We start from the raw sequence: 12,229 nt of genomic DNA on the forward strand, positions 1-12,229 counted from the left end.
TTTGTTACCCTTATTGAAGGGGCGGGAGCAGCAGGACGCTGTAACCGGCCTTGAGCGTGACCTTGACCGAGCGCATCTTCTTACTCACGTATTGCGACACGCCCTGGATGGCACTGCGCCCCAGGTCGGAAAGCAGTTGCGAACCGGCGTCGTCCGTGATCGTGATACTGCTGCCCATGCCCGCGCCCATATTGGCGGCGATCTCCTTCACGGCGTTGAGTTCTTCCGACCCCGGCACGGGAATACCCTCGTTGCCGTTCGTGTCATAGACCGACAGATCGACCGGAACGACCGCCCCGCCGTGTTGGACAGCGCTGACTTTGACCGTCAGCCGTTCGCCGTTGATCCTCGCCGCCCCAGTTACGGGCGTACCCGAGGGGATAAGCAGATCTCCCGCCATCATCGGTTCCAGCAGCCGGAAAGTAACCTCCCCGCCATCGGTGAGCGTCACGGTTTGCTGCACGGCGGCACGGATACTGTTGCGCTCAGGCTCGCGAAGGTCGCTCCCCACCGTGTTGAAACCCCAGTTCCGGGGCTTGACGAACTCACGGGCGAAGACCGAATCGGGCAGCGGGGCGGCGAGCAGCGACACGATATTACGGCGCACCTGGCGCACGGGCTGCACGGAAGCCTTGCCGGAAACGGAGGCTTTCTGACGCGCGGGTTCCGGGGCCTGACCGCCGTTCATGTAGCGGGCGGCGATCTCGTAGGACTTCTCCAGCAGCGCCACCTGCTCCTCCTGGGCCGTTTTCTGCGCCTGCTGTTCTTCCAGACGGCGTTCCAGTTCCTCGATGCGGGCCTGCATCTCGCGCTCTTCCACCGTTTCGCCGGCGGTATCCTCGTAGAAACTGCCCAACTGGCGGTTGATGTCGGCATAGGCGGCACGGGAGGTCCGGAAAGCTCCCGGCGAACCGCCGACAGGGTCGGAGAACTTATCCGGCACGGCAGCGGGCATGACGGGCTCTTCCTCCTCATCCTCCATCCCGAACGCAAAATCCTGCAAGGAGCGCACTTTTTCCCGCTCCCTGCGCCGCATCTCCTCCTGCACGTAGGCATCGCGCTTGTCCGAGAGGATACCCGCCGATTCCGGGGGAGGCAGCTCCGTGTTGAAACCTGCCGAAGGCTCCTCCCGTTCTTTTTCGCCGGGGGAGAAGATCAGCCACATACACCCGGCAAAGGCCAGGAAAAAGAGCGGGAAGACCACCATCTTCTTCCGCATCTGTATCTGCCGGGGCGTGAGTCCCTTTTTCCCCGCCTCCGGCTGTTTATTCTGTTTTTCGTTCGTCGTCATAATTGAAATCTTTTAGATGTTTTACACTGTCGGCCTCCTGCCGTTGTCTTAATTCCAGCTCCAGCCGCTCGATGTGCCGTATCTGCATCCGTTCCCCGGCTCCCTTGCCGAAGCGGTAGATGGAAGACACGGTAAAGTAGAGCGACAAGACGGAAAAGAACAAGAGCAGCGTGAAGATCACGATAATCCGCTTATCGGGCGAGAGCGCCCCGCAAGCGCGGCGCAGGTGGTCTTCGATCCACTCCCCGAAAGCCTTTATTCTCTTCTTTGCCATAGCCTTATCTTTTTAATGTACGCAAATCGCGGTTCTCCAGAATCTCGAATTTCTCCATGATGAAACCCTGCGGGTTATTGTCCGAACGCCCCGAGTTGATCAGCTCGCAGCGTGTGATGAGCGAACGCTCGGTGATGTTGCTCTCGCGGACAATCATTTGCCGGGCATAGGTCATGGCCCGGTAAGGATAGGCGTTGAAGTCGCACACCACGGAGTCCACCTCGATACGCTGGCTGATGTTCCCCGACACCACACGGTTGTAGTAACCTTTCTCCTGCATGTCCTGGTAATAGGCGAAGGCGCTCTTATCGACCAGGAACAGCGCGCGGTTGATGTTGCTCTCGATGGCCGCACGGTCGGGCGAGAGGGTAAAGAACAACTCGTGAAAACGCCGGATATGTTCGCGCGCCTCCACGGGGCGGTTCTGGCTCAAATCCTGCGAGAGCGCCAGCATCAGCGACTTGCCCCCGTCCAGGACGTAGATCTTCTCGCGTTGCTTTTCGGCGAAACGGAAACTCGCGACCACGCTGAACACGGATACCAGCGCGCAAAGGCAGAGGAACACGATACCGAAAAGCCGAATCTGCCTGAAACTTGTTTCGATGTTTTTTAATGACTTGAATTCCATTGTCCAAATTGTTATGAATGATTACTGTTACCTTGTGTTGCCAGGTTGCGCCCATTGGGGGCACTGCCCGAAGCCGGGCCGCCACCTCCTCCGTTACCGGAGGAGGAACCGCCACCGCCGCGACGCCCGAACGTGCGGCCGATCATGTTGCCGGCGATACCGCCCGCGACGCCCGTGGCGAATGCCCCGGCCTTGTTGATACCGCCCATAGCCCCGCCGGCTCCGCCCGACTGGATCACCCACTCGGCAACGGTGGGGATCGTGAAATAGCCTATGATACCTATAATCAAAAAGATAATATAGACACCGCTGCCGCTGTCGGGAATGTAGTTGGGGTCTTGCAGGGCCAGGACGTCCGCCTGGAGCATCAACGTCTGGATCTTGGCCAGCACCGCGGAGAACAGGTCGGCGATGGGAAGCCAAAGGTACACGCTGATATAGCGGGAAATCCAGCTTGCGAGCGTCGAGTGGAAACCGTCGTAAATGGAGAGGGCGAACGACAAGGGCCCCAAAATCGACAGCACGACTAAAAAGAATGTCCGCAGCGTGTCGATGGTAAGCCCCGCGGCGTTGAACAGCAGCTCGAAGAAGTCCCGGACAAGCTGCCGGAAACCGGCCTTGATGTCGTACCACGTGCGTTCGGCCCACATGCTGATAATCTCGCCCAAGTCCGTGATACCCATATCCGCAAGCCGTTGTTCATACACCTCGTCGTCCACTAACCAAGCCTTGCCCTCGCGCCTGCGGGCCTCGGCTTCCAAATCGTCCTTCTGTTGCTGGTATGCCTGCAAATCCAATGTCTGCCCCTCCAGGATGGCGTGCGTGCCTTGCACCACGGGCGACATCACGGCGTTGATCGTCCCCAGAACCACGGTGGGAAAGAACATCACGCACAAGCCGATGGCGAAAGGCCGCAGGAGCGGGAACACGTCGATAGGCTCCGCACTGGCCAGCGCCTTCCATACCCGGTAAGCCACGTAAAAGAGCGCACCCAGGCCGGCGATACCTTTCGCCACCCCGATCATATCGCCGCATAGCGGCATCATCTCCTGATACAGGTTCCGGAGAACCTGGTGTAAATTGTCGAAATCCATGACTGCCTCCGTTTTCAGGTTACCAATATCTGTCGTTCGGGTTCCCGTAAAGTGCCAGCACCCGGTGCGCGTCGCCCTTTTCGCGGCTGCGGATGAAGGACACGGAGATGGTCTTGCGCGTGTAATAGCGCGTGAGGTTGCGGTACTCCAGCATCTTCGTGTAAACCTGATCCACCACGTCCATCCGCTCCTTGTCCGAGAGCGAGAGGCCGTTGCCGCCGGTTATGACCGTCTTGAGTTCCGCCACCAGCGCGCCGCCCTCCTCCAGCAACCGGGCGTAACCTGCCGAGATCGCCGCCAGTTCGTCCACCGTGAAGTTCGGGTCTGAAACCATACGGTTGAATCCCGAGGTGTAGATTTCCGTGATCTCGCTGACCATTTCGAGCGTAAGCTTCACCTTACGGGCGCCCTTGATGATGTTATGCACCGATTTGAGGGCGTCGTAGTAAGCCTTGCTCTGGTTATAAATCTTGATACTCTCTTGCAGCGACTTGACCATGTTGGTCGCCGTGGTCGAGCTTTGAACCGCGCTCTTGATGTTCTGAACGAGGTTCGACGGGTCGATGACCGTCCACTGCGCTTTTGCCTGGTACGTGAAGCAAAGAAGCCCCACGAACAGCGTTAAAATCAATCGTTTCATTCTTTTCATTATTTAATTCGTGAATACTTGGGCGGTCATTCCGACGCCCGGTAATAATCCCCGTAGGCGGAGAGCTGGAGCACCTCGCGCCCCGCATCGTAGGCCAGGGCGACATACCCGTAGAGGTCGAAGTAGCGGATGCCTCCCCAATACTTCCTCACGGGACGGGAAAAGCGTGTCCCGTCCTTGTAGGACACCTCCACGTAAAAACCGCCGCCCCGGCGTCCCGGGTTGCGGTAGATGCGAACCCGGGGAGAACCCGAGCGGCTTTCCCACTCGCCCGCCACCTCGTACAGCGCGAAATCCAAACGCGCCGCCGTGGGGTCTGATCCGATACACCTGCGATACATGGCCTCTCCTCCCGTTAGCGTTTGCCCTCGGCAAGCTGCCTGATCGCCAGTTCCATATCACCGTCCAGCTGCTCCGCAAGCCGCTGTACCTCCACCTTCTCCGTTTCCTCGGTCGTGTAGGCCAGGTACTCCGGGACGCTGACCTCCGTGGCATAGACCGCAGACTGAACACCGCCCAGACCGATCCAGACCTCCTTGTATTTACGGGAAGGGTCGTTGGACTGGTTAATCGAGAGGATCTGCGCCTTCTCCTTGTCGGTCAGTCCCAACAAAGACTGAATCGCGTCGAAACGGTTCATGAACTTGCGCTGGTCGAGCAGGATCTTGCAGTCCGAGTTGTTGATGATCGCCTCCTTGACCACCGGGCTGGAGATGATGTCCTCGACCTCCTGCGTCACCACGATGGCCTCACCGTAGTATTTACGGACGGTCTTGTACATATAGCGCAGATACTCAGCCATGTTAGCCGTCGAGAGCGCCTTCCAGGCTTCCTCCACGATCAACTGTTTGCGCACCCCCTTGAGCCGCCTCATTTTATTGATGAAAGCCTCCATGATGATGATCGTTACCACGGGGAAAAGTTCCTTGTTTTCCTTGATGGAATCCACCTCGAAGACCACGAAGCGCTTCGAGAGCAGGTCGATGTTCGCCCGGGAGTTCAACAGGAAATCGTAACGCCCGCCCTTGTAGTATTGCCGCAGGGTGATGAGCATATTGTCGATGTTGAAATCCTCGCGGCTGACCCGGATCTCCCGCTCCTCCAGCTCGCGGCGGTAGTCGTCCCGCAGGTACTCGTAGAAACTGTCGAAACACGGTACGATATTCCGGTCGGCGCGGATACGCTCGATATAGGCGTTCACGGCACTGCCCAGCTCGCCGCTCTCGGTCTTCGTGATCTTGTCGTCCTCGGTTTTCCAGAGTGTCAGCAGCAGCGTCTTGATACTGTCTTTCTTCTCCACGTCGAAATAGTAGTCGTCGGTGTAGAACGGGTTGAAACTGATGGGATGGTCCTCGGTATAGGTAAAATACACGCCGTCCTCACCTTTGGTCTTACGCCGGATCAGCTCGCAAAGACCCTGGTAGCTGTTACCGGTATCCACCAGCACGACATGCGTGCCCTGCTCCCAGTATTGGCGGACTAAATGATTCATGAAGAATGACTTACCCGACCCGGAGCCGCCTAACACGAATTTATTCCTGTTCGTGATGATCCCTTTTTTCATCGGTTCGTCCGAGATGTCCAGGTGCAGGGGCCTGCCGCTTACGCGGTCGCACAGCTTGATGCCGAAAGGGCTGGACGAGGATTTATAGTTGGTTTCCTCCGTGAAGAAACAGACCGCGGGCTCGATGAACGTGTAGAACGATTCCTCGGCGGGGAAATCCCCCGCGTTGCCCGGCATACCCGCCCAATAGAGCGTGGCGGCGTCCACGGTGTTGTGGCGCGGACGGCACTCCATCAGAGCGAGCTGGCTGCCCACGTCGTTGCGGATATGCCGGAGCTCCTGCACGTCGTCCGACCAGGCCAGCACGTTGAAATGGGCCCGGACGGATTGAAGACCGAACGAGTGCGCCTCGTTGAGATACTGGTCGATCCACTCCTTGTTGATCTGGTTCCCGCGGGAGTAGCGGGAAAGGGACTGCATGTTACGCGCACGTTTCTCGAACATACGCAGGTTTGCGTCGCTGTCTTCCAGGAACACGTACTGGTTGTAAAGGTGGTCGCAGGAAAGCAGAAGACCCACGGGGGCCGCGAACGACAGCAGGCAGTCCGAACGGTCGGTGGAAAGACGCTCGTAACGGGTGTCCGTACCCACGCGCCCCGGCAGGTCTTCCGTGTCCGAGAGCGTGTGCAGGCATACCCGCTTGTTACCCACGCGCAGAACCTCGGCCCCCAGCTCGATGTCCTGGAGCGAAGTCGTCTCCGAGAGCGAGAGGGAAAAATACCGTTCCAGCAGGCCCGGACAATCCGCCGTACCCGTGATCTCGTCCCCCGTGAGGCGGACAAGGGTCAGGAAACCGGAATCGTTCAGAATACGCTCGAACTGTTCCGCCGCCTCCAGGAATTTTGTCGCCGACTCCCGGTTCACCTCTTTGGGAATGAGGTTGCCCCGGCAGAGGGTCGAGAAGTCTGAACGCATGTGCATACGCTCCCTCGTCGTTTTCGTCAGGTAGAGGAAGCAGGCGTGGGTCAGGAACGGACGCTCGTTGAAATGCCGCTCGTAACTGCGGGAGAGGAAACTCATGTCACCCTCGCCCGTGGCCGGGCGGTAACGCTCGCGGATGAACCAGTCCTGCTTGTGTACCACGCTGTATTCGGGCAAGACCTTCAGGGCCTTGCACCAGGCGGCGTGGATCGCCTCGTACTCGGCGGACGTGACGGTGAACAGCTCCGGGAGTTCGACCCGATAGACGACCGTTATGTCCGCGTCCTTGCTGATGATACAACCGCCTTCCACGGCCAGGAGCGGGAACTTGCTTTCCAGCGTGGTGGCTTTCAAGATGTTTCTCATACGCGGCCCCCCTTTCTTTTCAGCAGCCGGCGCAGGGACTTGCGGTTGATCAGGTAGCGGGGATGACGGCGCACGGCGAGCAGCTTCATCAGCCCGTGTTCCCCGTAACGGGCGTTCAGGCGGAAGGTAAGCCAGATCAGCACCGAAGCCGCCGCAACGCCGAAAGCGATACATACCCACTGATCGACCCCTGCCATGTAGAGGACGACGAACACCACGAAGACGGCCAGCAGGCCGCCCGCGAAGATGAAGAGGTACTGCGCCTTCAGGCCCCGGAACTCCACGCTCTTGCCGATTCCCTTGTTGATTCCATATTCCATAATTGTTTGCATGACAGGTTGGACTACAAGAAGAAAGAGCGCAGGATCGTCGCGGCGACAATCAGGAAAATACACGCGCCGAACCAGCTCGCGGCGGTCTTCGACGTGTCGGGGTCACCGCTTGAAAACTTGTTATAGACCTTGATGCCCCCGATAAGGCCGACCACAGCCCCCACAGCGTACACGAGCTTCGTGCCGGGGTCGAAGTAGCTGGTTACCATGTTGGTAGCCTCCGTGATGCCGGCGATGCCGTTGCCCTGCGCGAAAGCGGAGGAGATGGCGGCAAAGAGAAATGCCGCCGGAAGAAGAATCTTGTTCTTTCTCATAACTCGATAATTTTTGAATGGTGGCGCGGGGATGGATAGGCCCCGCACCGGGTTAAACTTCTTGATTCGGATTTTTTCAGTGGTTCACGGGTAACCTCACGCGCTACCCGTAGTCTTTTTCTTTCATCGTGATGTCATTATTGGGTTAAACATACTCACGGACGTCGAAACCCGAGGGAACCGAACCCCGCGGAGATGGGCTTTCCGCAGACCCCTCGGACATACGCCGGTGAAAGGCCGAGAGGTAGGTGTCGATCAGGGATTTTACCCTGTCGTTCCCGTCGGGGCGGCCCGAAACGATGACCTCGAACATGTCGGTCTGCTTCAGGCCCAGGAGGACACGTCCCGTTTCCTCCCTTTGCTCGTCTGTTGAAGGTGGATCATGTACCACGTGGCGGTAGGCTTCGCCCATCTGTTCAAAACTGACCCCCTGGGCAAGCGAGCGGCCCAAAAGGGGCAGCTCTTCGGTGTCGTCTTCATCCTCGTCATAATCCGGCTCCTCCGCGTCCGCATCCGGGAAAGATTCATCGTACAGCGGAAAGTCGATTTCCAGAGGTTCGTTAGGCTCCCCCTCGGGGGCGACACCGAACACTTCATCCAGGTCTTCCGGCGGAATCTGCCGGGGGTATTCGGGTACATTCGTGGGCACAAATATATCGGCTTTTTCCGTAACTTTTTCAGTTTCAGATTCTACGGCAGCTTGTGGCCGGGAGTGGCGCACGTCGAGGACAAAGCGGCTCCTGCCGATGATCTCCTGCCGGCAGGGCGTGTCTTCGGAAACGGTCCCGTCTGCCGGCTCGTTACGTTCCATCCGCCGCAGGCGGAAAAACGCCCACAAGGCATACCCCACGGCAAGGAGGGGCAGCAGCCACAACGACCCGTTCATCGCTCCTCCGATTTGGGTTGCCGGGAGGACACGGCCTCACGCTCCTCGAAAAGCCGCTCGATGGTTTCACGGTTATCGTCCAGGTGTGCCTTGAGAACCTTGTCCACGTAGGCCGTGATCGTCACGTCGCCACGACCGATGACACGGGTGATCTCACGGATACGCTCGTGGTACGACGGACGTATCTTCACGTGCTTGTTTCCGGCGAAAGGCAGCCGCAGCAGGCAGATGTAACGGGCCAGGTACTCGGCCTCGGGGGTGGGGACAGTCCCCACGGTGACCTCCCCCGAAGGGCCGTCCGGGACGATAAGGGTTTTCATCCTGCGCCGGTAACGGCACACGCGAAAGATGAAGGGTACGGCCACGCAAAGGACGGCCGCCAGGATAACAGATAAAATCATTGCTTTGTCTGACATGATGGATTGTTTTTAATGGGTTGTAAATATTGGGTTCATAACTAAAAAATATCGGAGTTCCGTTTCTTGTAGAGTTCCGAAATTTCCTCCTGATAGGTCGCGAAATGCTGCTCCAGCACATTGTCCAGGTAGCTGTACAGCGAGAGTTCATTCTTACCGATAACCTGCACGATCCGGGTTATACGCTCGTGAAACTCCTTGCGGATATACACCGTTTTGCCGCTTCGGGTATTGGAGGGGGCGTTCCGGATAAAAAGACGCTCGTAATCCTGGCCTTTCCCTCTTCGGCGGCGTCCCTCCTCTTTCGTAGCCGGCGAGGCCGCCGCCTCGCCGGACGGTTCCGATAGAGCCGATGCCTCCTCCTCTTTTTCCGGCGTGTAAGGATGCAATGGCCGGTTTCGGCTTTTGGCCTGGCTGATGATGAAGGAAGCGTCCAAACCGTCGTCATGTTCTTTTCCGCTCATGAGATACTACTTTAACAGTTCGATCAATTCATCCACGAGTTTATCCAGGTTGCTGCCCCGGATCAAAGAACGGTCTGCCGGGAAGAGCGTGGAACGGAAGACAGAGCGGCGGCTGGCGCTCTGCTCACGACGGAAACGCTTGGTGTCAGGCAAGAAGGTCTTCAGGACAGGAAGATCCAACTCTTTCATTACCGCCTCGTAAACCTGATATAACTCTGTCTTTTCACGCCCGTCCACCATGTTCCACAACATATACAGCCCTTTCATCCGGGACTTCTCGCGGCCCATGATATGCTCCTTGACCACAACCGCGTAATTCAGGGTGCTTTCCATGACAACCCGGTCGGCACTGATCGGGGCGACGAGATAATCCATTCCGGCCAGGGAATGAATCAGATCCTCGTTATTGATCGTACCGGGAAGGTCGAAGAACACATAATCGAAATCACCTTGCGGCAGGAGGTAGTCGGCATCGGCCAACGCCTCTTTCGTGTTGCTTTCCACGACAGGATAGGCTTTCTTTTGAAGCCGGGTGAATTGTTCGTAAGCCAGCCTCTTGTAATGTTCGTCTTCGAGGGCAAGCTTCAGGTCACGTTCCCGCATCTCCACAATGGAGTGTTGGGGATAATCGCAGTCGATGACCGCGACATTGAAACCCTTTACATAGTGCAGGTAAGAGGCTGCCAGCACCGTGAGGGTGGTTTTGCCCGCTCCGCCTTTCTGGGTGGAGAAGGCCACGAATTTCGTTTTCTCTTTCATTGTTCCATGCGTTTTTAGTTATACAATCGGGTAATCGTTCATCTCTTCACGTATCCGGGCAAGTGACGGCATGAGATTTTATGCAGGTATGCCGGCACGCATATATGCTGGTGCGCTGGCAGGCTGTTACGCCGGTATGCCGGTGCATGGGCGCGTGTCCGATTTTATACTCATGCGCAACCGCATTTGCTTATCCGGACAAAGACCCGCTTTTTCCTCTGCACACGGTGTTTCCTGCATCTGTCCGCACGTGTGCGGACAGGGGGATGTGTCATTGCCCGTATCCGTTCTCACGTGCAAAGTAAACCCTTAAAAACACGGGGTGTATGCTCTTTTTCCGCTATGGCCGCATGTGGCGTCAAAGTGGACTCAAGTGGCATAATCGCTTATAGTACAAGCGATTGAATAGGTCGGTATCTTTGCCTCGTGAACGATCCCGACGCTAATGAAGCCGTCCTTGCCCCGTTTTACGGCGGCTCTTTCAATGTTCTGTCCGCGAGCGGGCAGAAGGTATTTGCAAAGGGCAAATAGCAAGCTGTGTTTTCTGCTGCACGATTCTCGTTTTGCAGCAGAAAACAGCTTGCCCGCAAGGGGGAGAAAGCACCTCCGGAGTCGGTGCTTTTCAGAAAGACGGCAAGCCGCGAAGGGATCGGAATTTTCAGGAACCGGTGGGGCTCTGGCCTCTCCTTAAAATTTCGATGCGATGGAAAAGAACAGGAAGCCCCGAGGGGGCAAAGGGGGACGACCCGCGAAAAACGACCCGGCCGTTTACCGCTTTTCGGTAAACTTTTCAGCCGTGGAACATGCCCGTTTCCTCGACCTTTACGAGCAGTCCGGGCTATTGTCCAAAGCCGCTTTTATCAAAGCGAGAGTGTTCAACGAGGCGTTCCGAGTGGTAAAGACCGACCGGGGAACGCTCGAATACGTGGCGAAGCTGACCGCTTTCCACGCCCAATTCCGTGCCATAGGAACGAATTATAACCAGGTGGTGAAGGAGCTGCACGCGCATTTTTCAGAGAAGAAAACACTCGCGCTGCTCTATAAACTGGAGAAAGCGACACGTGAACTGGCGGCCGTCGGGCAGCAGGTCGTGTCGCTCTCCGAAGAGTTCAGACAGCGATGGTAGCCAATATCACCACCGGAAAAGACGTGTATGGCGCGCTGGCGTACAACCAGGAGAAAGTCGATCGGGGCGACGGGAAGGTGCTGCTGACCCACATCGTGAGGGAGCCGGCGGATGGCCGCTTCAACGTGGCCGCGGCGGCAGAAGACCTCCTGCGCTGGATGCCCTCGCACTACCGGACGGAAAAACCCGTCGTGCACGTGTCGCTCAACCCGGCTCCCGAAGACCGCCTCGACGACGGGCAGCTCGCGGAGATAGCCGGGGCCTACATGGAGCGCATGGGCTGGGGAGGACAACCTTATATCGTATTCAAGCATACCGACATCGGACGGGAGCATATCCATATCGTGTCGGTGCAGGTGGCCCAGGACGGGCGCAAGATAAACGACAGCAGGCGCAACGAACGCAGCGTGGCCGTTACCGAGGAACTGGAAAGGGAGTACGGACTGCATCCCGCCAAAGGGAGAAGGCGGGAGAAAGGGCAAGGGATCGTCCCCGCCGATTACACGAGGGGAGACCTGAAACGGCAGGTGGCGGCGGTAATAAAACCGGCCGTGGCGGCATACCGCTTCCAGACCCTCGGCGAGTTCCGGGCATTGCTGTCCCTATATAATATAGGTATAGAGGAAGTCCGGGGAGAGCGGAACGGAACCCCCTACCGGGGATTGCTCTACACGCTGCTGGACGAGAACGGGGACAAGGCAGTGGCCGCGCCGCTCAAATCCTCACTGTTCGGTAAAGAGGTCGGGTATGACGGGCTGGAACGGCACATGGAGCGCAGCGCCGAACGGTTCGGGAAGGACGGCACGGGGAGGCAAATCCGTGACCGGGTCGATAAAGCGCTTCGGGGAGAACCCACGGAGGAAGAACTGCGGGAACGCCTGCGGGAAGCCCGGGTAGATCTCTACATACGACGCAACGAAAACGGCCGCATCGTGGGAGTGACGTTCATTGACCACGAAACACGGACGGTCGTGAACGGATCACGGCTGGGAAAGGCATACTCGGCCAACGCCTTCGAGATGCGCTTCGGCGGGAAACGGAATCCCGGGGAAAGCACGAGGGGCTTGTCCCCGAAACAAGCGCCTGCCGGACGGAACGGGCAACGGAAGCGGAATACCTCACGACGGAGGAAAGTATAACATCTC

The 12,229-nt window shown here is 57.7% G+C and carries 16 protein-coding genes; 3 read left to right on the forward strand and 13 right to left on the reverse strand.

The annotated features are described in order from the left end of the window. Nucleotides 1-10: 10 nt before the first annotated feature. From traM to ACYQ0C_RS03215, 13 genes are all read right to left on the reverse strand, one after another. A complete protein-coding gene (gene traM / locus ACYQ0C_RS03155) occupies nucleotides 11-1,291 on the reverse strand; it encodes a conjugative transposon protein TraM (RefSeq protein WP_016278178.1) in 1,281 nt (426 codons plus the stop codon). Continuing rightward, nucleotides 1,266-1,565 (reverse strand): TraL conjugative transposon family protein, encoded by a 300-nt coding sequence (locus ACYQ0C_RS03160; protein ID WP_016278177.1) that lies wholly within the window; start codon nucleotides 1,563-1,565, stop codon nucleotides 1,266-1,268. The genes traM and ACYQ0C_RS03160 overlap by 26 nt, the downstream gene beginning before the upstream one ends. A gap of 4 nt (nucleotides 1,566-1,569) precedes the next feature. After that, nucleotides 1,570-2,193, reverse strand: a complete 624-nt coding sequence (gene traK / locus ACYQ0C_RS03165) for a conjugative transposon protein TraK (protein ID WP_016278176.1) — start codon at nucleotides 2,191-2,193, stop codon at nucleotides 1,570-1,572. An 11-nt stretch (nucleotides 2,194-2,204) separates the two neighbouring features. Then, nucleotides 2,205-3,287 carry a conjugative transposon protein TraJ gene (gene traJ, locus ACYQ0C_RS03170; RefSeq protein WP_016278175.1) on the reverse strand — a complete coding sequence of 361 codons (1,083 nt, stop codon included), beginning with the start codon at nucleotides 3,285-3,287 and terminating at the stop codon, nucleotides 2,205-2,207. Nucleotides 3,288-3,306: 19 nt separating this feature from the next. Continuing rightward, nucleotides 3,307-3,927: a DUF4141 domain-containing protein gene (locus ACYQ0C_RS03175; protein ID WP_016278174.1), complete on the reverse strand. Its 621-nt coding sequence runs from the start codon at nucleotides 3,925-3,927 to the stop codon at nucleotides 3,307-3,309. Between the two features lie 35 nt (nucleotides 3,928-3,962). Then, on the reverse strand, nucleotides 3,963-4,277 hold the full coding sequence (locus ACYQ0C_RS03180; protein ID WP_016278173.1) for a DUF3876 domain-containing protein: 315 nt from the start codon (nucleotides 4,275-4,277) through the stop codon (nucleotides 3,963-3,965). Between the two features lie 14 nt (nucleotides 4,278-4,291). Further along, nucleotides 4,292-6,787, reverse strand: a complete 2,496-nt coding sequence (locus ACYQ0C_RS03185) for a TraG family conjugative transposon ATPase (RefSeq protein WP_016278172.1) — start codon at nucleotides 6,785-6,787, stop codon at nucleotides 4,292-4,294. Continuing rightward, nucleotides 6,784-7,110, reverse strand: coding sequence for a DUF4133 domain-containing protein (locus ACYQ0C_RS03190; protein ID WP_025076816.1), 327 nt, complete (start codon nucleotides 7,108-7,110; stop codon nucleotides 6,784-6,786). The genes ACYQ0C_RS03185 and ACYQ0C_RS03190 overlap by 4 nt, the downstream gene beginning before the upstream one ends. 20 nt (nucleotides 7,111-7,130) lie before the next feature. Beyond that, nucleotides 7,131-7,433, reverse strand: coding sequence for a DUF4134 domain-containing protein (locus ACYQ0C_RS03195; RefSeq protein WP_004319158.1), 303 nt, complete (start codon nucleotides 7,431-7,433; stop codon nucleotides 7,131-7,133). A gap of 145 nt (nucleotides 7,434-7,578) precedes the next feature. Further along, nucleotides 7,579-8,319 (reverse strand): hypothetical protein, encoded by a 741-nt coding sequence (locus ACYQ0C_RS03200; RefSeq protein ID WP_016278170.1) that lies wholly within the window; start codon nucleotides 8,317-8,319, stop codon nucleotides 7,579-7,581. Further along, nucleotides 8,316-8,735 (reverse strand): DUF3408 domain-containing protein, encoded by a 420-nt coding sequence (locus ACYQ0C_RS03205; protein WP_016278169.1) that lies wholly within the window; start codon nucleotides 8,733-8,735, stop codon nucleotides 8,316-8,318. The genes ACYQ0C_RS03200 and ACYQ0C_RS03205 overlap by 4 nt, the downstream gene beginning before the upstream one ends. A gap of 41 nt (nucleotides 8,736-8,776) precedes the next feature. Further along, the gene (locus ACYQ0C_RS03210) at nucleotides 8,777-9,199 is read right to left on the reverse strand and encodes a DUF3408 domain-containing protein (protein WP_004319163.1); all 423 of its coding nucleotides are present in this window, start codon (nucleotides 9,197-9,199) and stop codon (nucleotides 8,777-8,779) included. A 6-nt stretch (nucleotides 9,200-9,205) separates the two neighbouring features. Further along, nucleotides 9,206-9,958 carry a ParA family protein gene (locus ACYQ0C_RS03215; RefSeq protein ID WP_016278168.1) on the reverse strand — a complete coding sequence of 251 codons (753 nt, stop codon included), beginning with the start codon at nucleotides 9,956-9,958 and terminating at the stop codon, nucleotides 9,206-9,208. Nucleotides 9,959-10,028: 70 nt separating this feature from the next. Here ACYQ0C_RS03215 and ACYQ0C_RS03220 point away from each other — a divergent pair, with 70 nt between their 5' ends. From ACYQ0C_RS03220 to mobB, 3 genes are all read left to right on the forward strand, one after another. Then, nucleotides 10,029-10,271, forward strand: coding sequence for a hypothetical protein (locus ACYQ0C_RS03220; protein ID WP_081642376.1), 243 nt, complete (start codon nucleotides 10,029-10,031; stop codon nucleotides 10,269-10,271). Between the two features lie 390 nt (nucleotides 10,272-10,661). After that, nucleotides 10,662-11,084: a conjugal transfer protein MobA gene (mobA, locus tag ACYQ0C_RS03225; RefSeq protein WP_016278167.1), complete on the forward strand. Its 423-nt coding sequence runs from the start codon at nucleotides 10,662-10,664 to the stop codon at nucleotides 11,082-11,084. Next, the gene (gene mobB / locus ACYQ0C_RS03230; RefSeq protein WP_016278166.1) at nucleotides 11,078-12,223 is read left to right on the forward strand and encodes a conjugal transfer protein MobB; all 1,146 of its coding nucleotides are present in this window, start codon (nucleotides 11,078-11,080) and stop codon (nucleotides 12,221-12,223) included. Before mobA ends, mobB begins: the two co-directional genes overlap by 7 nt. The last annotated feature ends 6 nt before the right edge of the window (nucleotides 12,224-12,229 follow it).

The sequence above is a fragment of the Phocaeicola sartorii JCM 17136 = DSM 21941 genome, from assembly GCF_054653615.1.